20 protein-coding genes are annotated in these 22,453 nt (G+C 70.5%); 6 read left to right on the top strand and 14 right to left on the bottom strand.

All coding sequences use genetic code 11. The features are described 5' to 3' along the window. Positions 1-38: 38 nt before the first annotated feature. The 6 genes from truB to rimP all read right to left on the bottom strand — a co-directional run bounded on the left by truB (position 39) and on the right by rimP (position 6,475). Positions 39-923 carry a tRNA pseudouridine(55) synthase TruB gene (truB, locus tag GFH29_RS07105; RefSeq protein ID WP_228387817.1) on the bottom strand — a complete coding sequence of 295 codons (885 nt, stop codon included), beginning with the start codon at positions 921-923 and terminating at the stop codon, positions 39-41. Next, complete coding sequence (rbfA, locus tag GFH29_RS07100) at positions 920-1,420, bottom strand: 30S ribosome-binding factor RbfA (RefSeq protein ID WP_153322682.1); 501 nt, start codon at positions 1,418-1,420, stop codon at positions 920-922. Before rbfA ends, truB begins: the two co-directional genes overlap by 4 nt. Positions 1,421-1,526: 106 nt before the next feature. Continuing rightward, complete coding sequence (infB, locus tag GFH29_RS07095; RefSeq protein WP_153322681.1) at positions 1,527-4,427, bottom strand: translation initiation factor IF-2; 2,901 nt, start codon at positions 4,425-4,427, stop codon at positions 1,527-1,529. A gap of 127 nt (positions 4,428-4,554) precedes the next feature. Next, a complete protein-coding gene (locus GFH29_RS07090; protein WP_228387881.1) occupies positions 4,555-4,815 on the bottom strand; it encodes a YlxR family protein in 261 nt (86 codons plus the stop codon). Positions 4,816-5,012: 197 nt separating this feature from the next. Further along, positions 5,013-5,993, bottom strand: a complete 981-nt coding sequence (nusA, locus tag GFH29_RS07085) for a transcription termination factor NusA (protein ID WP_153322679.1) — start codon at positions 5,991-5,993, stop codon at positions 5,013-5,015. Next, positions 5,993-6,475: a ribosome maturation factor RimP gene (gene rimP / locus GFH29_RS07080; RefSeq protein ID WP_228387816.1), complete on the bottom strand. Its 483-nt coding sequence runs from the start codon at positions 6,473-6,475 to the stop codon at positions 5,993-5,995. Before rimP ends, nusA begins: the two co-directional genes overlap by 1 nt. Before the next feature lie 117 nt (positions 6,476-6,592). Between rimP and GFH29_RS07075 the strand changes: the two genes are divergently transcribed. Both GFH29_RS07075 and GFH29_RS07070 read left to right on the top strand, forming a co-directional pair. Next, positions 6,593-7,141, top strand: coding sequence for a hypothetical protein (locus GFH29_RS07075; RefSeq protein WP_153322677.1), 549 nt, complete (start codon positions 6,593-6,595; stop codon positions 7,139-7,141). Further along, positions 7,138-7,557: a ferritin-like domain-containing protein gene (locus GFH29_RS07070; protein ID WP_153322676.1), complete on the top strand. Its 420-nt coding sequence runs from the start codon at positions 7,138-7,140 to the stop codon at positions 7,555-7,557. The genes GFH29_RS07075 and GFH29_RS07070 overlap by 4 nt, the downstream gene beginning before the upstream one ends. Before the next feature lie 310 nt (positions 7,558-7,867). Here GFH29_RS07070 and GFH29_RS07065 read toward each other — a convergent pair whose 3' ends face one another. The 7 genes from GFH29_RS07065 to dxr form a co-directional block, all read right to left on the bottom strand. Then, on the bottom strand, positions 7,868-8,626 hold the full coding sequence (locus GFH29_RS07065) for an HAD family hydrolase (RefSeq protein ID WP_228387815.1): 759 nt from the start codon (positions 8,624-8,626) through the stop codon (positions 7,868-7,870). A gap of 7 nt (positions 8,627-8,633) precedes the next feature. Next, positions 8,634-10,139: an acetyl-CoA hydrolase/transferase family protein gene (locus GFH29_RS07060; RefSeq protein WP_153322675.1), complete on the bottom strand. Its 1,506-nt coding sequence runs from the start codon at positions 10,137-10,139 to the stop codon at positions 8,634-8,636. Between the two features lie 20 nt (positions 10,140-10,159). Beyond that, positions 10,160-11,941, bottom strand: a complete 1,782-nt coding sequence (locus GFH29_RS07055; RefSeq protein WP_153322674.1) for a proline--tRNA ligase — start codon at positions 11,939-11,941, stop codon at positions 10,160-10,162. Positions 11,942-12,046: 105 nt separating this feature from the next. Beyond that, positions 12,047-12,895: a DUF4081 domain-containing GNAT family N-acetyltransferase gene (locus GFH29_RS07050; protein ID WP_153322673.1), complete on the bottom strand. Its 849-nt coding sequence runs from the start codon at positions 12,893-12,895 to the stop codon at positions 12,047-12,049. A 55-nt stretch (positions 12,896-12,950) separates the two neighbouring features. Next, positions 12,951-14,102, bottom strand: coding sequence for a flavodoxin-dependent (E)-4-hydroxy-3-methylbut-2-enyl-diphosphate synthase (ispG, locus tag GFH29_RS07045; RefSeq protein ID WP_153322672.1), 1,152 nt, complete (start codon positions 14,100-14,102; stop codon positions 12,951-12,953). A 29-nt stretch (positions 14,103-14,131) separates the two neighbouring features. Continuing rightward, on the bottom strand, positions 14,132-15,493 hold the full coding sequence (locus tag GFH29_RS07040) for a M50 family metallopeptidase (RefSeq protein WP_153322671.1): 1,362 nt from the start codon (positions 15,491-15,493) through the stop codon (positions 14,132-14,134). Then, positions 15,490-16,593: a 1-deoxy-D-xylulose-5-phosphate reductoisomerase gene (dxr, locus tag GFH29_RS07035; protein WP_153322670.1), complete on the bottom strand. Its 1,104-nt coding sequence runs from the start codon at positions 16,591-16,593 to the stop codon at positions 15,490-15,492. The genes GFH29_RS07040 and dxr overlap by 4 nt, the downstream gene beginning before the upstream one ends. A gap of 96 nt (positions 16,594-16,689) precedes the next feature. Here dxr and GFH29_RS07030 point away from each other — a divergent pair, with 96 nt between their 5' ends. Both GFH29_RS07030 and GFH29_RS07025 read left to right on the top strand, forming a co-directional pair. Further along, the gene (locus tag GFH29_RS07030; RefSeq protein ID WP_153322669.1) at positions 16,690-18,486 is read left to right on the top strand and encodes an N-acyl-D-amino-acid deacylase family protein; all 1,797 of its coding nucleotides are present in this window, start codon (positions 16,690-16,692) and stop codon (positions 18,484-18,486) included. Beyond that, positions 18,483-18,935 (top strand): nuclear transport factor 2 family protein, encoded by a 453-nt coding sequence (locus GFH29_RS07025; RefSeq protein ID WP_153322668.1) that lies wholly within the window; start codon positions 18,483-18,485, stop codon positions 18,933-18,935. The genes GFH29_RS07030 and GFH29_RS07025 overlap by 4 nt, the downstream gene beginning before the upstream one ends. 101 nt (positions 18,936-19,036) lie before the next feature. Here the strand turns inward: GFH29_RS07025 and GFH29_RS07020 are convergent, their stop codons facing one another. Further along, entirely contained in the window at positions 19,037-20,236 is a 1,200-nt protein-coding gene (locus tag GFH29_RS07020; RefSeq protein WP_228387672.1) for an IS110 family transposase, read from the bottom strand. Between the two features lie 830 nt (positions 20,237-21,066). Between GFH29_RS07020 and GFH29_RS07015 the strand changes: the two genes are divergently transcribed. Beyond that, complete coding sequence (locus GFH29_RS07015; protein ID WP_153322667.1) at positions 21,067-21,627, top strand: Pycsar system effector family protein; 561 nt, start codon at positions 21,067-21,069, stop codon at positions 21,625-21,627. Continuing rightward, the gene (locus GFH29_RS07010; RefSeq protein ID WP_153322666.1) at positions 21,627-22,355 is read left to right on the top strand and encodes an adenylate/guanylate cyclase domain-containing protein; all 729 of its coding nucleotides are present in this window, start codon (positions 21,627-21,629) and stop codon (positions 22,353-22,355) included. Before GFH29_RS07015 ends, GFH29_RS07010 begins: the two co-directional genes overlap by 1 nt. The last annotated feature ends 98 nt before the right edge of the window (positions 22,356-22,453 follow it).

Genomic DNA, 22,453 nt, shown 5'->3' with positions numbered 1-22,453 from the left:
GCTCCGCGCCGGTCCGGCCACCTCGGGTGCGTCGCCGCTCACACGAACACCGCGACCGCGCGCGCCCGGCCCTCATGCGGCTCGTAGAGGGCCAGGAACTCCCCGTCGGGGGCGAACACGGCCGACAGGGAGTCCAGGTCCAGCTCGAGGCGCCGGCCCACGCGCACGTCGTCGGCGGCGCCCGCGTCGAGGTCGACCGACGGGAACGCCGCACGCACGGCGTCCGCGATCGGCAGCAGCGTGAACGACTCCTGCAGCTCCTCCAGGGTGCGCGCGACGCCGAGGTCGTAGGGGCCGACCGCGGTACGCCGCAGCGCGGTGAGGTGGCCGCCCACGCCCAGGGCGGCGCCGACGTCACGCGCGATCGCGCGGACGTAGGTGCCGCTGGAGCAGCGCAGCGAGACGTCGACGTCGACGTGCTCGCCGACGGTGCGCACGTCGGAGACGGCGAGCTCGTGGACGGTCACCGGACGGGCCTTGAGCTCGACCTGCTCGCCGTCGCGGACCCGCTGGTAGGCGCGCTTGCCGTCGACCTTGATCGCCGACACCGCGGTCGGCACCTGCTCGAGGTCACCGACCTGGGTGGCGAACGCCGCCCGCACCGTGGCCTCGTCGAGGTGACCGGCAGGGGTGCTGGCGAGCACCTCGCCCTCGGCGTCGTCGGTGCTGGTGGCGACACCGAGGCGCACCGTCGCGTCGTAGGCCTTCTCGGTGAGCATCAGGTGCCCCAGCAGCCGGGTCGCCCGGTTGATGCCGAGCACCAGCACCCCGGTGGCCATCGGGTCCAGGGTGCCGGCGTGCCCGACCTTGCGGGTGCCGGCCAGCCGCCGGACGCGAGCGACGACGTCGTGGGAGGTCATCCCTCCCGGCTTGTCGACGACGACGAGCCCCGCCGGCCCCGCAGCCGCGGACCCGGCACTCACTCCTCGTCGGCCCGGTCGCGCTCCGCGGCCGGCCCGGAGGTCTCCGGCTCCTCGGCGTCGTCCTCGTCCTCGTCGCCCTCGACGCGCGGCTTCTTGTACGGGTCCTCGCCGGCGGCGTACGTCGCGCCCTCGCGGGCGGCCGCGACCTGCTCGTCGGACTGGCGCGCGCGGGCCAGCACCTCGTCGAGCTGGCGGGCGGTCTCCGGCAGCGCGTCGTGGACGAAGGTCAGCGTCGGCGCGGTGCGCATCTGCAGCTGCTTGGCGACCTCGGAGCGCAGCAGCCCCTTGGCCGACTCCAGCGCGGCGGCGGTACCGACCATCGCCTCCTCGTCGCCGAGGACGGTGTAGAACACGGTCGCCTGCTGGGAGTCGCCGGTCACCCGGACGTCGGTGACGGTGACGAAGCCGAGGCGCGGGTCCTTGATCCGACGCTCGAGCATCTCGGCGACGATGACCTGGATCCGATCGGCGATCTTGCGCACACGGGGGTTGCTCATGGTGTCTTCCTACTCCTCCGCGCCAGGTGGCGCAGTACCGACGGTCCCGAAACTGCCGAGTCGGCGCCACCCCCCGTGGGGAGTGGCGCCGACTCGATGACAGGGATCAGCTGCGGGGAATCTCCCGCATCTCGAACGCCTCGATGACGTCGCCCTCCTTGATGTCCTGGAAGTTCTTCAGGACCAGACCACACTCGAAGCCCTCGCGGACCTCGGATGCGTCGTCGCGCTCACGCTTGAGCGAGGCGAGGTCGAGGTTGTCCGCGATGACGTTGCCGTCGCGGATGACCCGGACCTTCGCGTTGCGGCGCAGCAGGCCACTGGTGACCATGCAGCCGGCGATGTTGCCGATCTTCGACGAGCGGAAGATCGCGCGGATCTCCGCCTGGCCGAGGGTCTTCTCCTCGTACTCCGGCTTGAGCATGCCCTTGAGGGCCGCCTCGATCTCCTCGATCGCCTGGTAGATGACCGAGTAGTAGCGGATCTCGACGCCTTCCTTGTCCGCCATCTCGGTCGCCTTGCCCTGGGGCCGGACGTTGAAGCCGATGATGATGGCGTCGGAGGCGGCGGCCAGGTCGACGTTGGTCTCGGTGATCGCACCGACACCGCGGTCGATGACGCGCAGGGTGACCTCGTCGCCGACGTCGATCTGCGACAGCGAGTCCTCGAGGGCCTCGACCGAACCGGACACGTCGCCCTTGAGGATGAGGTTGAGCTCCTGGCTCTCGCCCTTCTCCATGGAGGCCATGAAGTCCTCGAGGGTGCGGCGGACGCGACGCTTGGCCTGCATGGCCGCACGCTCACGAGCCTCACGCTTCTCAGCGATCTGGCGCGCCATCCGGTCGTCCTCGACGACGAGGAAGTTCTGACCCGCGCCGGGCACCGAGGACAGACCCAGCACCATCGCGGGACGCGACGGGTCGGCCTGGGTGAGCTCGTTGCCGTACTCGTCGAGCATCGCACGCACACGGCCGTGGGCCGGGCCGGCGACGATCGAGTCGCCGACGCGCAGCGTGCCGCGCTGGACCAGGACCGTGGCGACCGGACCGCGACCGCGGTCCAGGTGCGCCTCGACCACGAGACCCTGAGCGTCCTGGGTCGGGTTGGCCCGCAGGTCCAGGGACGCGTCGGCCGTGAGGATGACGGCCTCGAGCAGCTTGTCGAGGTTGAGCTCCGACTTCGCCGACACGTCGACGAACATCGCGTCGCCGCCGTACTCCTCGGGGACCAGGCCGTACTCCGTCAGCTGACCGCGGACCTTGGTCGGGTCGGCGTCCGGCTTGTCGATCTTGTTGACCGCGACCACGATCGGGACACCCGCGGCCTTGGCGTGGTTGAGCGCCTCGACCGTCTGCGGCATGACACCGTCGTCGGCCGCGACCACGAGGATCGCGATGTCGGTGGCCTGCGCACCACGGGCACGCATGGCGGTGAACGCCTCGTGACCGGGGGTGTCGATGAAGGTGATGCGGCGCTCGTGGCCGTCCACCTCCGTCTGCACCTGGTAGGCACCGATGTGCTGCGTGATGCCACCGGCCTCCTTGTCGACGACGTTGGCGTTGCGCAGCGCGTCGAGGAGCTTGGTCTTGCCGTGGTCGACGTGACCCATGACGGTGACGACCGGCGGACGCACGACGAGGTCGCCCTCGTCGCCCTCGTCCTCGCCGAACTCGATGTCGAAGGACTCGAGCAGCTCGCGGTCCTCGTCCTCCGGGGACACGACCTGGACGATGTAGTTGAGCTCCTCACCGAGCAGCTCGAGCGTCGCGTCGTTGACCGACTCGGTCGCGGTCACCATCTCACCGAGGCCGAACAGCATCTGCACCAGCTGAGCGGCGTCGACGTTGATCTTCTCGGCGAAGTCGGTGAGCGAGGCGCCACGGGCCAGGCGAACGGTCTCGCCGTTGCCCTTGCGGACGCGCATGCCGCCGATCGTCGGGGCCTCCATGGCCTCGAACTCCTGGCGACGGGCCCGCTTCGACTTGCGACCACGGCGCGAGGGACCACCCGGGCGACCGAAGGCACCCTGGGTCTGGCCACGCTGACCGGGACGGCCACCACCGGGACGGCCGCCGCCGGCGGGGCCGAAGCCACCGCCACCGGGACGACCGGGAGCGCCACCGGGGCCACCGCGGCCCGGAGCACCGGGACGACCGGGGGCGCCACCGCGGCCCGGAGCACCGGGACGACCCGGGGCGCCACGACCACCGGCGAAGGCGGCAGGGGACTTCGGCATCATCGCCGGGTTCGGGCGCGGCATGCCGGGGCGAGCCGGTGCACCGCCGTCACGGGCGGCCGGGGGACGCGGCGGACGCTGCTGGTCGCCACCACCGGCGGCGGGGGCGCCGGGGGCGCCGCCGTCACGCGGGGCGGAGGGCCGACGGCCCATGCCCTGGCTGGAGGCGAACGGGTTGTTGCCCGGACGCGGGGCGCCGGGACGACCGACCGGACGCGGGCCCGGGGACGGCGCCTTCGGGCCACCGGGAGCCTTCGGGGACGGCTTGGGTGCAGCCGGCGCCGGAGCGGCGGCGGCGGGAGCCTGGGGCTGCGCGGGGGCAGGCTTCGGCGCGGGCTTGGGACCCGGCTTCGGACCGGGCCGCGGGGCCTTGGTGGCGGGCTGCTCAGCGGCCGGAGCCGGAGCGGCAGGGGCCTGCGCCGCCGGGGCCTCGGGGGCCTGCGGAGCAGCGGGGGCCGGGGTCTCGACCGGCTGGGCAGCCGGCTCGGCGACCGGCGCGGCCGGGGTCTCAGCCGGCTTGGGGGCCGGCTTCGAGGGCTTGGGGCCGGGCTTCGGCGCGGACGGCACGGGGGCGCTCGCCGGGGCGGCGTTGCCACCCTGGGGGGCCTTCAGCTTGTCGCCGTACTCCTTGCGGAAGCGCATCTCGGCGGGCAGCTCGACAGTGGAGCTCGCCGACTTGACGAACTCCCCCATCTCCTTGAACTTCTCAAGAACGAACTTGCTCTCGACACCGAACTCTTTGGCGAGTTCGTGAACTCGGGTCTTGGCCACGTTTCTCCTTCGTGCCCCTCGACCCGGTTCCGGGTGTTGCTCGAGAGGCGTTAATGGTGGGGCGAACTCATCGGGAAGTACTCATCGAGTGCTCATGAGCTGCTGCTCCAGTTTCTGGTCGGGTGCTTCATGCCTGGTGGTCACGCTGGCCGAGGTACTCGCCCAGCAGTGCGGCGGAGAGTCCGGCGCCTGCGGTGAACCGCAGTGCGCGAGGGAATGCCTTCCGTCGCACCGCGAGCTCGTAACACTCGGACGTGGGGTGCAGATGCGCTCCACGGCCGGGCGAGGTGGCCGTTGGATCGGGCACGACGGCTGGTCGGCCGTCTGCGTCCGAGCCGGCGGTCACCCGCAACAACTCGCGCTTGGCGACTCGAGCGCGGCAGCCCACACAGGTCCGGACCGGTCCGGTGAGGGACGGGAGGTCCGGGCATGCGGGAGCGTTGCGTTGTCGAGCCACTGAACGAGAAGACTACCCTCAACGGCGGCGGTTTCCGAACCGAGAGGCCCTGGCCGCCCCGAGCGCCGCCCAGAACGGCGGTGAGTTGCCTCACCCCCGTGCCGCGCGGCGCCCGGAACGCCGGTGCCTCAGGAGGCCGGAGCCTCCTCGTCGGAGCGGATGTCGATGCGCCAGCCCGTGAGCCGCGCCGCGAGCCGAGCGTTCTGGCCCTCCTTGCCGATGGCGAGGGAGAGCTGGAAGTCCGGGACGACCACGCGCGCCGAGCGGGCGGCGGCGTCGATGATCTCGACCGAGCTGACCCGGGCCGGCGACAGCGCGCTGGCGACCAGGACGGCCGGGTCGGTGGACCAGTCGACGATGTCGATCTTCTCGCCGTTGAGCTCGGCCATCACGTTGCGCACCCGCTGGCCCAGGGGGCCGATGCAGGCGCCCTTGGCGTTGACGCCGTCGACGGTGGAGTGGACGGCGATCTTGCTGCGGTGCCCCGCCTCGCGGGCGATCGCCGCGATCTCGACGGTGCCGTCGGCGATCTCGGGGACCTCGAGGGCGAAGAGCTTCTTGACCAGGTTGGGGTGCGAGCGCGACAGCGTGATCTGCGGACCACGCATGCCCTTGCGCACCGAGATCACCAGGCACTTGATGCGGGTGCCGTGGACGTAGCTCTCCCCCGGCACGCGCTCGCTGACCGGCAGCAGCGCCTCGAGCTTGCCGAGGTCGACCATCACGTCGTCGGGGTTGCGACCCTGCTGGATCACGCCCGAGACGATGTCGCCCTCCTTGCCGGCGAACTCCCCGAAGCGGATGTCGTCCTCGGCGTCACGCAGCCGCTGGAGCATGATCTGCTTCGCGGTGGTGGCGGCGATCCGGCCGAAGCCCTGGGGGGTGTCGTCGTACTCCGCGCCGATGAGGTTGCCCTCCTCGTCGGTCTCCCGCACCAGGACGCTCACGTGTCCGCTGCGCCGGTCCAGCACGACTCGCGCGTGCTGCTGGGCGCCGGGGCTCTTGTGGTAGGCCGTGAGCATCGCCTGCTCGATCGCCTCGACGAGCACGTCGAAGGAGATCTCCTTCTCGCGCTCCAGCATCCGCAGGATGCTCAGGTCGATGTCCATCAGGATTCCTCGTTCTTCCGGTTGAACTCGATCTGCACGAGCGCCTTGTTGACGTCGGCGTAGGCCACCTGCTGGGCGGTGCCGTCGACGTCGAGGGTCACCGACGTCTCGTCGGAGTCCCCGATCCGCCCCGTGACGGTGGAGCCGTCGGCGAGGGTCACCTTCACCAACCGGTCGGCGTTGCGGCGCCAGTGGCGCGGCAGCGTCAGCGGCCGGTCGACCCCGCGAGAGGTCACCTCGAGGGTGTAGGGCTGCTCACCGAGCACGTCGGAGTCGTCGAGCACGCGGTTGATGGCTCCGGTGGCGTCGGCGACGTCGTCGAGGGTCACCCCGCCGTCCTTGTCGACGGCGATGCGGAGGACCCGGCGCTTCCCGGCGGGAGTCAGCTCCACCGCCTCGACGTCGAGCCCGAGGGCTGCGAGGGGCTCCGCGAGCTCGGTCTCGATCCTGGCCCGGACCTCGTCCTGCCTGGCTGTGCTCACGGTTCTCGGCCTCCCTGTTCTGTTGTGCGCACCGGCGTGCGCCATGTCTACGCACACGATAACCGTTGGCGGCGTCCTGATCATCCACGGCGGCAGCCGCGGGGATAGGGTCACCGGGTGCCTGCCCGCCCCGTCGCCACCCGGCGCGTGACCCTCCTCGCCCTGAGCGCCGGCGTGCTGGTCACCACCGGCTGCGACCTCGACGACCTCGACCCGCGGCCGGTCCCGGCGCCCGCCGGCACCGGCACCGGCTCGGTGAGCGAGCCGGACGACGACGCCGCCCTGGTCGACGCCGCGGTGGGGAGCATCGTCACGACGCTCGCCGTGGTGGAGTCGGTGCGCGGGGACGCCTCGTTGCGCCGCGCCGTGCGCGAGCTGGACCGCCTGCACCGCGCGCACCTCGAGGAGCTCGACCCCGAGGGCGGCGTACGGTCCTGCGGACCCGACGACGGGTGTCCCGAGACCCTCGGTGGCCCGGACGGGGTGGGCCGCCCGGGCCGCCGCGCCCTCATCGCCCAGGAGCAGGCGCACCGCGCCACGCTCGCCGACCTGGCCGGACGCGCGGCCAGCGGCGCCCTCGCGAGCGTGCTGGCCTCGATGTCCGCCGCTGTCGCGCAGCGGCTGGCCGCCCTGTCGGCGCCCGCTCCCCGGGGCGGTGCCGCATGAGCGAGCTCGAGGCGCTGCAGACCGCGCTCGCCGCGGAGCACGCGGCCGTCCACGTGTACGGCGTGCTGGGCGCCCAGACCTCCCGCACCGCCCAGCCGACGCTCGCCGCGGCGCTCCAGGACGCCTACGCCCAGCACCGCGCCCGACGCGACCGGGTGATCGCTGCGGTGCGCGACCTCGGCGGCACCCCGGTCGGTCCGGAGGTCGCCTACGACCTGCCCGAGCGGCTCGACGACCCGGGCGCCGTCACCCGGCGTGCGCGCGAGCTCGAGCAGGCCGCGGCCGAGACCTACGCCTTCGTCGTGGCGAGTACGACGGGCACCCGGCGCGCCCGGGCGATCGTGGACCTCACCGACGCGGCCGTGCGAGGGCTGGCGTTCGGGGCGCGCCCGGAGACTCTGCCCGGCATCGACTGAGCGACCCCGGCGACGGCCGGCACGGGTCCGAGAGGGATCCCGAGAAGGTCCGGAGCGGTCCGCGTGGCCCTCCGCCTGGGAGATCCCCGAGATGTCTCCCGGCGCCGGACCACGCGGACCGCTGCTGGGCCGTGACACGGCCCCGAGGGCGCCGACCGAAAGGGGGACCGCCGGCGCGTCCTCGAGGAGCAGCCTGCCAGCCCGCGGCCCGGAGGGCGATCAGGAGCGATCCTCAGGATCGTGCAATGCACGAAGTCGCAGCACCAGCCGCAGCCCGAGCCGCGGCACATGGGGGTGGTGCGGGGCCCCTTCAGGACCAGGCGAGGAGGACGTCCGGGATCTCGGAGAGCCGGGAGACCACCGCGTCGGGGGTCCCCTCGGTGTGACCGACCTGGGTCGCCGGGATCGTGCTGTGCGGGACGTGGATCGCGCGCATCCCGGCGTTCTGGGCACCCCACACGTCGTCGAAGAGCCGGTCGCCGACGTACACGCACCGGGCGGGGTCGGTGGCCCCGACGGCGGCCATCGCCGCCGCGAACGCGCGCGGGGACGGCTTGGTCCACGGGATCTCGCTGGTGTAGACGTCGCCGTCGATCAGGTGGCGCACCCCGTCGCGCTCGAAGAAGCCCTCGTGCCAGGCCCGGGGCCAGATGGTGTTCGACAGCACCCCGACCCGGATCCCCTGCTCGCGCAGCGTGCGCCACATCGGCCCGACCTCGGGGTCGGTCTCGGTGTGCGGCTCCCAGAAGCCGTAGTAGGCGCTGAGCAGCTCGGGGTCGTGGTCGAGGCCCGCCTCGGCGAACAGGTCAGCGATCGTGGAGCTCTGCTGGTGGTCGCGGCTGCGTCCCCAGATCACGTCGCCGGCGCGGTGCAGGCGGGCGGCGTGGGCGTGGTGGTCGTCGTCCGGAGTCGGCGTCGTGATGACCGCCTGGGCCAGCGCGACGGACTCGGCGTGGAAGTCCACGTCGTGCCACCGGGTGAGGGTGCCGCCCCAGTCGAAGATCACCGCCTCGATGCCCGCGGCGATCCCTGGCTCGATCCCTGGCTCGAGCCCTGGGGCGGCGCTCACCGGAGGCTCACATCTTCCCCGTCGCGAGGTAGCGCGAGTGCCACGACAGCGCCTCGTCGAGCAGGTGCGGGGTGTGCTGCGCGGCGGGCCGCGCGGCGCGGGCCCGCGCGACGTAGTCGGTGAGCGCGTCGCGGTAGTTGGGGTGGGCGCAGTTCGCGATCACCCGGTCCGCGCGGGCGCTCGGCGACAGCCCGCGCAGGTCGGCGAGGCCCTGCTCGGTGACCAGCACGTGCACGTCGTGCTCGGTGTGGTCGACGTGGCTGGCCATCGGCACGATCGCGGAGATCGCGCCGTTCTTGGCCGTCGACGGCGAGACGAAGAAGTTCAGGAAGGCGTTGCGCGCGAAGTCACCGCTGCCGCCGATGCCGTTCATGATCCCCGATCCCATGACATGGGTGGAGTTCACGTTGCCGTAGATGTCGGCCTCGATCATCCCGTTGATCGCGACCACGCCCAGACGACGCACGAGCTCGGGATGGTTGGAGATCTCCTCGCTGCGCAGCAGCACCCGGCCCTTGTAGGCCCCCATGTTGTCGAGGAACCGCTGCTGCCCGGTCGGGGAGAGCCCGAAGGACGTCGCCGACACCGAGCGCAGCTTGCCGCAGTCGAGCAGGTCGAGCATGCCGTCCTGGATCACCTCGGTGAAGGAGGTGAGGTTCTCGAACTCGCTGTCGACCAGTCCCTCGAGGACCGCGTTGGCGACGTTGCCGACGCCGCTCTGCAGCGGCAGCAGGTCCTTGGGCATCCGGCCGTGGGCGACCTCGTGGCGCAGGAAGTCCACCAGCAGCTCAGCCATCGCGCGGGAGTCCGCATCGGGCGCCTTGAACGGGGTGTTGCGGTCCGGGGCGTTGGTCTCCACGACCGCGACGACCTTCGCCGGGTCCACGCGCAGGTAGGGGTCACCGATGCGCTGGAAGGAGTGCGTCATCTGCAGCGGGAAACGGTGCGGCGGGAGCGCCGTGCCGTAGTAGATGTCGTGGAAGCCCTCGTACTCGCGCGGGTGCCAGTGGTTGACCTCGAGGATCACCCGGTCGGCCTGGTCCAGCCAGGTCTTGTTGTTGCCGACCGAGCTGCCCGGGATCAGCAGGCCGTTGGGCAGGATCGCTGCCACCTCGACCACCGCGACGTCGAGGTTGCCGTAGAAGCCGAACCACATGTGCTGCGCGGAGTGGCTCAGGTGGGAGTCGACGTAGTCGACCTCACCGGAGTTGATCAGCCCGCGCAGCGTCGGGTCGGAGTTGTAGGGCACCCGCGTGTGCAGGCCGTGGGCCTCGGCGAGCACGCCGTCGACCTCCGGCGCCGTCGACGCGCCGCTCCACAACCCGACGGTGAACTCCTCGCCGCGGGCGTGGGCGGCCTCGATGCGGCTGGCCAGGGCCTTGGGCACGGCCTTGGGGTAGCCCGCACCGGTGAAACCGCTGATGCCGACCGAGTCGCCGGGGCCGATGTGCTCGGCGGCAGCCTCGGCGGTGGTGACCTTCGAGGCCAGGAAGGGATCGGAGATCCTGCTCATCGTTGCTTCGTGTTCCTTCTTCAGGCCCGCACGCGGCGGACGGCCTGGACGATGTGGTCGACGACGTGGTCGGCGGGCACGGCCGCCATCTCCCCGGTACGGCGGTCGCGGATCTCCACGGTGCCGTCCTGGGCGAGGTTCTTGCCCACGACCACGATGGTGGGGACGCCGATCAGCTCGGCGTCCTTGAACTTCACTCCGGGGCTGATCTTGCCCGCACGGTCGTCGTAGAGCACCTCGATGCCGTCGGCGGACAGCTCGTGCGCGATGCGCTCGGCCGCGGCGAAGACGGCTTCGTCCTTGCCGGCCGCGACGAGGTGTACGTCGGCCGGTGCGACGTTGCGCGGCCAGCTCAAGCCCTTCTCGTCGAGGGTGCCCTCGGCGATGGCGGCGACCGCCCGGGTGCAGCCGATGCCGTAGGAGCCCATGGTCACCGTGACCCGCTTGCCGTTCTCGTCCAGCACCTCGAGGCCGAGCGCCTCGGCGTACTTGCGGCCGAGCTGGAAGATGTGTCCCATCTCGATGCCGCGCGCGGTCTCGAGCACGCCCTCGGCACAGGCGGGGCACTCATCGCCGTCGCGCACGTCAGCGGCCTCGATGGTGCCGTCCGGGGTGAAGTCGCGGCCGACGACCAGGTCCAGGACGTGCTTGCCGTCCTGGTCGGCGCCGGTGACCCAGCGGGTGCCCTCGACGACGCGGGGGTCGACGAGGTAGCGGATGCCGGAGGCGCGCTCCTCCCCCAGCACCCCGGGACCGATGTAGCCCTTGACCAGGCTGGGGTGCTTGGCGAAGTCGGCCTCGTCGAAGACCTCGACCTCGATCGGCTCGAGCTGGCCCTCGAGGCGCTTCGCGTCGACCTCGCGGTCGCCGGGCAGGCCGATCGCGAGCGGCTCGCGGGTGCCGTCGGGGTGGTGCAGCACGACGAGCACGTTCTTGAGGGTGTCCCCCGCGGTCCAGGGACGGTCCTCGCGGGGGAAGGCGCTGTTGAGGTGGTCGACCAGGGTGTCGATGGTCGGCGTCGCCGGGGTGTCCTCGACGTGGGCGGCAGGGGCGCCGTCGAGGGCGGCGGGCACGCCCGGGCGCACCTGCACGGCCTCGACGTTCGCGGCGTAGTCGCAGCGCGTGCAGCGCACGTAGGTGTCCTCGCCGACCGCGGCCTTGGCGAGGAACTCCTCCGAGCGCGAGCCGCCCATGGCGCCGGCGGTGGCCTTGACGATGGCGTAGTCGAAGCCGAGGCGGTCGAAGATCCGCACGTAGGCGTCGCGGTGGTTCTGGTAGCTCTGCTCCAGGCCCGCCTCGTCGACGTCGAAGGAGTAGGAGTCCTTCATCGTGAACTCACGACCTCGCAGCAGGCCGGCGCGGGGGCGCGCCTCGTCGCGGTACTTCTGCTGGATCTGGTAGATCGACAGCGGCAGGTCCTTGTAGGAGGAGTACAGGTCCTTGACCAGGAGCGTGAACATCTCCTCGTGGGTGGGCCCGAGCAGGTAGTCGTTGCCCTTGCGGTCCTGCAGGCGGAAGAGGTTGTCGCCGTACTCGGTCCAACGGTTCGTGGCCTCGTAGGGCTCACGGGGCAGCAGGGCGGGGAACGAGACCTCCTGGGCGCCGATGGCGTCCATCTCCTCGCGCACGATGCCCTCGATCTTGCGCAGCACGCGCAGGCCGAGCGGCAGCCAGCTGTAGATGCCCGGCGCCGTACGCCGGATGTACCCCGCCCGGACGAGGAGCCGGTGGCTGGGGACCTCCGCATCCGCGGGATCCTCCCGCAGGGTCCGCACGAACAGGCTCGACATCCGCAAGATCATGGGTTCAGGGTAGGGCCGCGCCCTCCCGGGCCTCGAACCAGTTCCCCTGTGACGAGAACCTCGCCACGCTTCTCGGCCTTCTCGGCCCTCCCGGAGGCGTTGCCTTCAGAACATGATGGTGGAGAACCGTGCGGTCTCCACGAACCCGGCGGCGGCGTAGCTGTGCCGCGCCGAGCGGTTCCACTCGTTGACGTAGAGCGAGGCGACCGGCGCGATCTCGCGGCGCACGATCTCGGCGACCGCTGCCATCCCGTGGGTGGCCAGGCCCTCACCGCGTCGGTGCGGCGGCACCCAGACCCCCTGGATCTGGGCGGCGTACGGCGAGGCGCAGGCGACCTCGGCCTTGAACACGAGGCGGCCGCGGTCGTCGAAGCGCGCGAAGGACCAGCCGCGGCTCATCAGCTGCTGCACGCGGGCGCGGTAGAGGCTGGCGCCGCCGCCCTCCTCGGGGGAGACGCCGACCTCCTCGGTGTACATCGCCACGCAGGCCGGGTAGAGCTCGGCGAGGTCGGCGCGCGTCGTGCGCCGCACCTCGGGGTCGGGAGCGACCCGCGGGGGGCCGGCGAGCTCGAGGTGCGGCTGCTCCCAGCGCGCCTCGCGCGGCTCCTCCCAGACGTCGGCGACGGTCTCCCAGAACGCCGCCACCGCGTCGTGCGGTCCGACGATGGTGGAGACCGTGCGGCCGCGCTCGAGGGCGCGCTCGGCGAAGAGCCGGGCGTCCTCGGCGCTGGCGCCGACCGGCACCAGGTTGGCGCCCACGTGGCAGGCGGCGACCAGGCGGCCGTCGACGAAGCGGCCCCACATCTCCCCGCCGAGCCAGCGTGGCTCGAGGTGGGTGGTGCGGGCGCGGTGGTCGGCGAAGACGTTGACGACCGGGTCCAGCGCAGCGAGGGCCAGGAAGGCGTCCAGGTCGGGCGCGCCCAGCGGACGGATCCCCTGCTGCGTGGTCAGCACGGGGGCAGCCTACGGCCGATCCCCGGCCGGACGCCCCCGCGGTCCCGCTGGCGGCTCAGGAGACGGTGACCTGGGCGCCGGCGCCATCGACGGCCTCCATCCCCTCCGCGATGCGCATGGCCTCCTCGATGAGGGTCTCCACGATCTTCGACTCGGGCACGGTCTTGATGACCTCGCCCCTGACGAAGATCTGACCCTTGCCGTTGCCGGAGGCGACGCCGAGGTCGGCCTCGCGGGCCTCGCCCGGGCCGTTGACGACGCAGCCCATCACGGCCACGCGCAGCGGGACCTCCAGGCCGTCGAGGCCGGCGGTGACCTGCTCGGCGAGGGTGTAGACGTCGACCTGGGCGCGACCGCAGGAGGGGCAGGAGACGATCTCGAGCTTGCGCGGGCGCAGGTTGAGCGACTGCAGGATCTGGATGCCGACCTTGACCTCCTCGACCGGCGGTGCCGAGAGGGAGACGCGGATCGTGTCGCCGATGCCCTTGCTGAGCAGCGCGCCGAACGCGGTGGCGGACTTGATCGTGCCCTGGAACGCCGGGCCGGCCTCGGTGACGCCGAGGTGCAGCGGCCAGTCGCCGGCCTCGGCCAGCAGCTCGTAGGCGCGCACCATCACGACCGGGTCGTTGTGCTTGACCGAGATCTTGAAGTCGCGGAAGCCGTGCTCCTCGAACAGGCTCGCCTCCCAGATCGCGGACTCGACGAGCGCCTCGGGCGTGGCCTTGCCGTACTTCTCCAGCAGCCGCTTGTCCAGGCTGCCGGCGTTGACGCCGATCCGGATCGAGGTGCCGTGGTCGTTGGCGGCCTGGGCGATCTCCTTGATCTGGTCGTCGAACTTCTTGATATTGCCGGGGTTCACGCGCACCGCGGCGCAGCCGGCCTCGATCGCGGCGAAGACGTACTTCGGCTGGAAGTGGATGTCGGCGATGACCGGGATCTGCGACTTGCGCGCGATCGCCGGGAGCGCCTCGGCGTCGTCGGCGCTGGGGCAGGCGACCCGGACGATGTCGCAGCCGGCCGCGGTCAGCTCGGCGATCTGCTGCAGGGTGCTGTTCACGTCGCTGGTGAGCGTCGTGGTCATCGACTGCACCGAGACGGGGTGCTCGCTGCCGACACCGACCGAGCCGACCTGGATCTGGCGGGTGGTCCGACGCGGTGCGAGCACCGGCGGAGGGGCGGCGGGCATGCCGAGGCTGATGGTGCTCATGGGCGCAAGGTTACCGGCGCGTCCACGGCTCAGGCGCCCAGGTGCAGCGGGACCACCAGGTCGCCGATGATCAGCACGACGCCCATGACCAGCATGGCCAGCCCCACGACGTACGCGACGGGGAGCAGCTTGGCGGCGTCGACGTAGCCGGGGTCGGGCCGGCGGCGCAGCCGGGCGAAGCCGCGGCGCAGCCACTCATACAGCGCGCTGGCGATGTGGCCGCCGTCCAGGGGCAGCAGCGGGACGAAGTTGAACATGCCGATGAAGAAGTTGAAGCCGGCGATCAGGCTGAGCACGAACATCGTCTTCTCGAGGACCGGGAACTCCTCGTGCGAGACGGTCTCGCCGGCCAGCCGGCCGCCGCCGACGATGCTGACCGGGCTGTCCAGGGCGCGCTCCTCGAGGCCGAGGATGGCCTGGCCGACGTCCCAGACCTTGAGGGGCAGGGTCGCCAGCGCCTCGACGGTGCGCACGGTCATGTCGCCCATCTGGTCCAGGGTGTAGAGCGGGCCGCCGGTCGTGACCTGCACGTGCGAGGTCGGGGTGACGCCGAGGAAGCCGACCTCGCGGACGGTCTCCCCGGTGTTGTCGACCGGGCGCGCCTCGACAGTGGTGCTGGTGGTGCCGGTGAGCTCCTTGCCGTCGCGCAGGTAGGTGATCTCCGCGCGGCCGGCGTCGTTGTCGCGGATCAGCTCGCGCAGCTGGGACCAGTCGGTGACCGGGGTGCCGTTGAACGACACGATCTCGTCCCCGGGGCGCAGGCCCGCCTCGTACGCCGGGCTCGGCGGGTCGCCGGGCTCGCAGGTGGTGCGCTCGTCGGCGTACGGGATCACGCACTGCGAGACGGTCTCGAGGACGGGTCGGCCCTCGTCGGGGACGACCTCGCGGGTGCCGTAGGTGGCGAAGATGGTCCAGAACAAGAAGAACGCGATGAGGATGTTGACCGTCGGGCCGCCGGCCATCACGACAATCTTCTTCCACGACGGCAGCTGGTAGAACAGCCGGTCGCGGTCCTCGGGGCCCACCAGCTCCCACTCGGCCGCGCGGGCGTCGGAGATCAGCTGGGTGAACATGCCGGTGTTGGACTTGCGCACCACCGTGACCTGCTCGCCGTTCTCGTCGTGGTGCACCGACTCGGCGAGCTCGGCGGCTCCCGGCGGCAGCATCCCGACGATCTTGACGTAGCCGCCGAGCGGGATCGCCTTGACGCCGTACTCGGTCTCACCGATCTGCTTGCTCCAGACCGTCGGCCCGAAGCCGATGAAGTACTGGGTGACCTTCGCGCCGAACCGCTTCGCCGGGATCATGTGACCGAGCTCGTGCAGCCCGATCGAGACCAGGATCGCCAGGGCGAAGATCAGCACGCCGGCGGTGTAGAGCAGAACGGTCATGCGGGTCCTTCGGCAAGGGTGCGGGCGGCTTCGGCGCGGGCCCACGCGTCCGCGGCGAGCACGTCATCGACGGTGAGCGACGCTGTCGAGGGTACGTCGTGCGCCCCCAGGACGGACTCGATCGTGGGCACGATGTCGACGAAGCGCATCCGCCCCTCGTGGAAGGCCGCGACGCACACCTCGTTGGCGGCGTTGTAGACCGCCGGCGCGGTGCCGCCGCGCTCCCCCGCCTCGCGCGCCAGGCGTACGGCGGGGAACGCCACGTCGTCGAGCGGCTCGAAGCGCCAGTCGGCGGCCTTGGTCCAGTCCACCGACGCCTCGGCGTCGGGGACCCGGTCCGGCCAGGCCATGCCCATCGCGATCGGCACCATCATCGTGGGCAGCCCGATCTGGGCGACCACGGCGCCGTCGACGAACTCGACCATCGAGTGGATCAGCTGCTGGGGGTGGACCACGACGTCGATGCGGTCGAAGGGCACGTCGAAGAGCAGGTGCGCCTCGATGACCTCGAGGCCCTTGTTGACCAGGGTCGCGGAGTTGGTGGTGACCACGGTGCCCATCGAGAAGTTCGGGTGCGCCAGCGCCTGCTCGGGGGTCACCTCGAGCAGCTCCTCGCGGGTGCGGCCGCGGAACGGTCCCCCGCTGGCGGTCAGCACCAGGCGGCGTACCTCCTCGGTGCGCCCGGCGCGCAGGCTCTGCGCGATCGCGCTGTGCTCGCTGTCCACGGGGACGATCTGCCCGGGCCGCGCGCGCTCACGCACCAGCGGGCCGCCGATGATCAGCGACTCCTTGTTGGCCAGCGCGAGGGTGTTGCCGGCGTCGAGCGCGGCGAGGGTCGGGCGCAGGCCGACGGCGCCGGTGATGCCGTTGAGCACCACGTCGCACGCCATGCCGGCGGCCTCGACCGAGGCCTGCTCCCCCAGCCCGGAGAACGCCGGCGCGAACTCGGCCACCTGGGCCTCGAACAGCTCGGGGTTCGATCCCCCGGCGGTCAGGGCGACCACCCGGAACCGGTCGGGGTTGGAGCGCACCAGCTCCAGCGCCTGGGTGCCGATGGAACCGGTCGAACCGAGGATCACGACGTCTCTCACGCGGGCCATGCTCCCAGCCGTCGCTGAAGGGCCGCTGAGGGGGCGCTGAGCCGCCACCTCGCAACAACGCTTGACGTGTGTCAGGAACCGGGTTCGAATGCCCGTGTGACGTACGACACCATCATCCGCGACGCCCGCTGGTTCGACGGGACGGGTGGCCCCTCGGCCGTGCGCCACCTCGGCATCCGTGACGGCCGCCTCGCCACCGTGTCCGCCGACCCCCTCGACGAGACCGGGTGTGCCGACGTCGTCGACGCCGCCGGCAAGTGGGTGATCCCCGGCATGCTCGACATCCACACCCACTACGACATCGAGGTGCTCGAGGAGCCCGACCTGCGCGAGTCGCTGCGCCACGGGGTCACCACGATCCTGATCGGCTCGTGCTCGCTGTCCACCGTGCACGTCGGGCCGGTCGATGCCGGGGACCTGTTCGGCCGGGTCGAGGCGATCCCGCGCCAGCACGTCATCGACAACCTCGAGCGGCGACAGACCTGGAGCTCCGCGCAGGAGTACGTCGCGGGCCTGGAGTCGCTGCCGCTGGGTCCCAACCTCGCGGCGTTCCTCGGGCACTCCGACATCCGCACCGCGGCGATGGGGCTGGACCGCGCGACCCGCGACGACGTACGACCCACGCGCGCCGAGCAGGCCTGGATGGAGGCGCGGCTCAGCGAGGCGCTCGACGCCGGGTTCGTCGGCATGTCGGCGCAGCAGCTGCTCTTCGACAAGCTCGACGGCGACCTGTGCCGCTCGCGCACCCTGCCCTCGACGTATGCGAAGTGGCGCGAGATGCGCGGGCTGCGCTCGATCCTGCGCCGCCGCGAGCGGGTGCTGCAGGCCGGGCCCGACGCCTCGCACCCGCACACGATCGTGACCCAGGCGCTCGGCTCGATCGGGCTGCGCGGCAAGCCGTTGCGCACCAGCCTGCTCTCCGCCGCCGACATCAAGGCGATCCCGTTCATCATCCACCTGATGCGGCTGCTCGCCGGGACGGTGAACCGCCTCGGCGCCGACTTCCGCTGGCAGCACCTCCCGGTGCCGTTCGAGGTCTACGCCGACGGCATCGACCTGGTGATCTTCGAGGAGTTCGGCTCCGGCGCGGCTGCCCTGCACCTGCAGGAGAAGATCGCCCGCGACGAGCTCATGCGCGACCCGGCGTACCGTGCCCGCTTCCGCAAGGACTACGAGTCCAAGTACGGCCCCCGCGTCTGGCACCGCGACTTCTTCGACGCCGAGATCGTGGCCTGCCCCGATGCCTCGGTCATCGGGAAGTCCTTCGGCCAGGTCGGGGTGGAGCGCGGCGGGCAGCACCCAGTCGATGCGTTCCTCGACCTGGTGCTCGAGCACGGCACCGCGGTGCGCTGGCGCACCACGATCTCCAACCACCGGCCCGAGGTGCTGCGCAAGCTCGCGCAGACCCCGTCGGTGCAGATGGGGTTCTCCGACGCCGGCGCGCACCTGCGCAACATGTCCTTCTACAACTTCGGGCTGCGGCTGCTCAAGCACGCCCGCGACGCCGAGCAGGCCGGGCGGCCGTTCCTGTCGATGGAGCAGGCCGTGCACCGCCTGACCGGCGAGCTCGCCGACTGGTACGCCCTCGACGCCGGCCACCTGCGCGAGGGCGACCGCGCCGACCTGGTGCTCGTCGACCCGACCCGCCTGGACGCCTCGCTCGAGGAGTACGTCGAGGCACCGGTCGAGCAGTACGGCGGGCTCTCCCGGATGGTCAACCGCAACGACGCGACGGTCCCGCTGGTGATGGTGGGTGGCCGCGCGGTCTGGCGCGACGGCGCCCCGACCGACGCCCTCCGCAGCGAGCGCACCGGCCGCTTCCTGCGCGCCGGCGAGGAGTCGCGCGAGCCGCTCCCCGCGACCCGTCGTACCGCCTCGGACGTCGCGTCGTGACCCGCACCCCCGAGGAGGCCGTGCGCGGCCTGTGGCGCACGCTGTCGGCGCGCGACTACGACGGCCTCGCCGAGTGGGTCACCGAGGACTGCGTCTATATGGACATGCCCCTCGGCCCGACGCTGTCGGCCCGCGGCCCCGACGACATCGCCAAGCGACTGAAGGTCGGCTGGGGCGAACTCGCGGCCTATGAGAACCACGACGGCCTGCTCGTCGCCGACGCCGCCGGCAACGTGATGTACGAGCACTCCGAGACCTGGACCTTCGCCACCGGCGAGGTCCTCACCCTCCCCTTCGCCACCGTCCACCGCGTCCGCGACGGCCGCGTGTGCCTGTGGAAGGACTACTGGGACTACGCCGCGATCATGAACCACGCGCCGGCGTCGTGGGTCGAGTCGCTCGCCGCTGCCGACACGAGCTGGGTGTACGACGCGTCGGCGTTGGTCTGACCCGGCGCCAAGGAGAATCCTCGGCGGATGGCTCCACCCGCGTGGCATCACTGAGGGTGGGTGCGCGGACTGAGGGGTGTCCTTCCGGCTCCCCTCTGTTGTCAACCGGTGCTGGCGAGGGTTCCGACCGGTTGGCTCTTCCGCGTGCCGGGTGGTGCGGCGTAGCGTCGGGTCTGCGGGTCCGGGAGTGGCTGATCCGAAGTGTCGATGTGCGGGGGTAGGTCGACCGCGCTGGATTCTTGAGACGCCCCGCAGTGCCCTCCCGGGTCCGCGCCTTCGGCTCGGACAGCGTCGGTGACGAGCTGCTTGTAGATGGCATCTGAGATGCGTCGCTTGAGGCAGCGGAGTGCTTCTTGGGGCTTCTTGCCGTCGGCGCGTTTGCGCCGGTAGTAGGCGCGGCCTTCGGTGTCGAGCCGGAGTTGGGTGACCGCGGCGATGTGGATCATGTGGTTGACCCGGCGGTTCCCGGCGCGGGAGAGACGGTGCCGGTTCTGCTCACCAGACGAGGCGTCCAGCGGCGCGGTACCGGTCCAGGACGCGAACCGATTGCGGTCAGCGAACCTGGCGACGTCTCCGACATCGGCGAGGATCCTGGCGGCCACCACAGCACCGACACCGTGGATGTCCATCAGCCGTGATTCCCGCGCCAGGACCATCGCCTTCAACTCGGCAGTGGCCTTCTTGATCTTCGCCTCGACCGCGATCAACTCGGCCAGCTCTTCGGCAGCGATGCGGCGACGGGTCTTCCCGGCGATGTCGCGCGGGCGAACGGTGGCCAGCATCGCCTTGGCCTGACCAGTGGTGATGTCGCGTTTGGCCTGGCCAGGCAGGAGTTCTGCGAGTAGCGCCTGGAGTCGGCACACGGTCTGAACACGACGCCGGGTGAGGGCTTCGCGGCGATCGGCCAGCATCCGCATCGCCTCGAGCTCGCCGTCGACCTTGAGCACCCGCAGGTTCGTCGTGCGCACGGCTACGACCGCGACCGCGTGTGCGTCGTGGGCGTCGGTCTTGCGGTTGTGGCCGGTGTCGAAGAGCCGGACACGGACAGCAAGCTTCGCGGGCACGTCGACGACATGTTCGCCGGCTTCGAGGAGACGCTGGGCAAGTGGACGACCCGCGCCGTTGGCGCCTTCGACCGCCCACAGGCGCTTCGGCCACGTCTTGGCGTAGGCACGCATGGCGGCGTAGCCAGCCTGGTCGGTGCTGAAGCGACCGGATCCGAGGAGATGCTCGTGCTGGTCGACGACCTCGATCGTCGCGGACAGCTTGTGGGGATCGACCCCGATAACGACATGGTCCATGCGTTGCTCCCGCCTGTGCTCGTACCGATGTGGACGGCGAGGTGGGCATTGCTACTACGAGCTGGGCAGTCCCCTCTTGAGCCACGCCTCGTCAGCGGTGCCCGGTGGGCTGCAAACCGGAATCGAGCCACACCCGCGGACGGGTGGGCAGCCCAAAAGAGAGCAAGCCCGCCGGGCACCTGGACCGAGTCTGGCCGGACGCCGGTCCTACGGGAATCCTCTAGTAGCCCACTATGACGCGGAGAATCTTGGTGTTGCGCCCCGCCACCGCCGAGCACTTCAAGGCATCCCACCACGGTTGGCAGCGGACTCGCTTAGCTTCGTCAGCGACTCTGCCGACGAGACCATCAGCCGCCAATGGCCTCATCGGAGCCCGCGCGGACTCCTTCGGTTGTGAGTCACGGCGCTGCGGCCGCCACGACGTACCGGACCGTCGGCAACAGTCCGGTCATCAAGGATCAATCACACTTCGGCCAACGGTCACGTCCTCCTCGATTCGACACGTTCTACTCGTCAACGACGTCCGATGGGCGACGAATACCAACAGCTGCCTCGGCATTGTCTGCCGACTGCCGCTGCGTGGGACTGAAGGACCACCCCGAACTGCGGCGGAACTCCTCGGCTCGGTCGCTTGACTGCGGGGGCGGGAACCACAGGACCACCGGCCGCATCTTCTCCGACGGACCGAGCGCCGGGGTCATCAGATGTGCCATCGCTGGAGGCTTCTATGAGGACCGGGGGAAGGCGGGCCGGGGGTTCGGGGATTGATGTTTGGCGAAACTGTCGGCGGCCGCCTCTAGGGTCGGAACGATCACAACTAGGGGGACGAAGTGACCGACACCGATGACTCGATCCCGGCCATCGCCAACTGGCCGAGCGAGCCTGATCCGGACCATGCCTGGAAGGCGCTATCGCTCGTCAACGACTGGATCCGACATGGCGACGCAAAGATCGGCGTGACGCTCGCAGTCACAGGTGCCGCGGGCGTGATGCTTTTCAACATCGTCAAGGATGCGCAGGACCCCGGTTGCTGGTTGGTTGTGCCTGCTTGGCTCGCTGCCGGGATTCTTCTGCTCGCGGCAGCGTTCGCCGTGGTTGGACTTGTCCCAAAGGTGAAGGTCGGCCGCCGACGTGATCCCGAGGCGTACACGAACCTGCTCTTCTACAAGCACATCGCCGGTGGCTACGAGGGCAAGCCTGCCGACTTCGTGCACAAGTTGGGTTCGCTTACCTTTAACAAGCAGGAGCTGACCAAGCACATCGGTGAGCAGGTGCACGCCAACGCCGCCGTCGCTCGCCGCAAGTTCGAGTGGGCGGACCGGGCCATCAAGGGGCTCGCGGGTGGCTTGCTGTTCGTCGCGCTGACGGGCATCGCGAGGGTGGTCGCCTGATGGACAGCAACTACAAGGCGTACGACCATTCAGCGAGCTTCGCTCGTATCGACGGAATCCTGGCCACGCCGAAGGGCAACTACGAAGAGGTCAAGGAGTTGCCCGGCCGCGACCGTTTGACCTTCGTCAACGGGTTCTATGCATACTGCTCTGCCGTGTTTGTCGACATCCGCGATTCATCCTCGCTTCCCGACAAGTACAACCGACCAGCGTTGGCCAAGTTGTACCGGGCATACATCTCTGAGGTTGTGGCAATCCTGAACTCAAGTGCTCGGACGCGTGAGGTGAACATCGTTGGGGACGGTGTCTGGGCTGTCTTCAACACACCCCAGAAGGTCGACATAAACGAGGTCTTCGATTTGGTAGCGAAGGTCAACTCGCTGATGAGGGTCCTCAACTTCAAGTTGGCCAAGGCGGGGTATAAGGACCCGATCTCTGCTGGCGTGGGCGTGTCATACGGTCGCGCTCTGATGATCAAGGCCGGGTACAGCGGAAGCGGCATCAACGATGTCGTTTACATGGGGGACGTCGTGAACCATGCGGCGAAGCTGGCGGCGAAGGGCAATCTCACCTACTCGTCACCCAGCACCTACCTCGGTAATGTGTTCGCTGGCAACCTCAACGAGCACAACACCAAGTTGATAGCGAAGGATTGGACCAACGACTGCTACACAGCCAACGTCATCAACACCGCGATGAATGATTGGTACGAGGCGAACTGCAAGTAGAACTGCCGCCCGACGAAAGAGCTCGTACCGTTTAGGCCCACCCTTGTCACCTGTATCAATCCCTCCCGGATGCCTTCGTCCACCGGCGGGACGAAATC

Origin of the sequence: Nocardioides sp. dk884, assembly GCF_009557055.1 — a bacterium.
Taxonomy (GTDB): domain Bacteria; phylum Actinomycetota; class Actinomycetes; order Propionibacteriales; family Nocardioidaceae; genus Nocardioides.
Note: the sequence above shows the minus strand (reverse complement) of the source record. Positions and strands in the feature narration are given on the sequence as shown.

What these genes read in the sequence shown, in the direction of transcription:
- GFH29_RS07070 (WP_153322676.1), top strand. Translation starts at nt 7,138, where the DNA reads ATGAGCGAGCTCGAGGCGCTGCAGACCGCGCTCGCCGCGGAGCACGCG.
- rbfA (WP_153322682.1), bottom strand. Translation starts at nt 1,420, where the DNA reads ATGAGCAACCCCCGTGTGCGCAAGATCGCCGATCGGATCCAGGTCATC.
- nusA (WP_153322679.1), bottom strand. Translation starts at nt 5,993, where the DNA reads ATGGACATCGACCTGAGCATCCTGCGGATGCTGGAGCGCGAGAAGGAG.
- dxr (WP_153322670.1), bottom strand. Translation starts at nt 16,593, where the DNA reads ATGGCCCGCGTGAGAGACGTCGTGATCCTCGGTTCGACCGGTTCCATC.
- ispG (WP_153322672.1), bottom strand. Translation starts at nt 14,102, where the DNA reads ATGAGCACCATCAGCCTCGGCATGCCCGCCGCCCCTCCGCCGGTGCTC.
- GFH29_RS07010 (WP_153322666.1), top strand. Translation starts at nt 21,627, where the DNA reads ATGGACAGCAACTACAAGGCGTACGACCATTCAGCGAGCTTCGCTCGT.
- GFH29_RS07040 (WP_153322671.1), bottom strand. Translation starts at nt 15,493, where the DNA reads ATGACCGTTCTGCTCTACACCGCCGGCGTGCTGATCTTCGCCCTGGCG.
- GFH29_RS07060 (WP_153322675.1), bottom strand. Translation starts at nt 10,139, where the DNA reads ATGAGCAGGATCTCCGATCCCTTCCTGGCCTCGAAGGTCACCACCGCC.
- GFH29_RS07055 (WP_153322674.1), bottom strand. Translation starts at nt 11,941, where the DNA reads ATGATCTTGCGGATGTCGAGCCTGTTCGTGCGGACCCTGCGGGAGGAT.
- GFH29_RS07020 (WP_228387672.1), bottom strand. Translation starts at nt 20,236, where the DNA reads ATGGACCATGTCGTTATCGGGGTCGATCCCCACAAGCTGTCCGCGACG.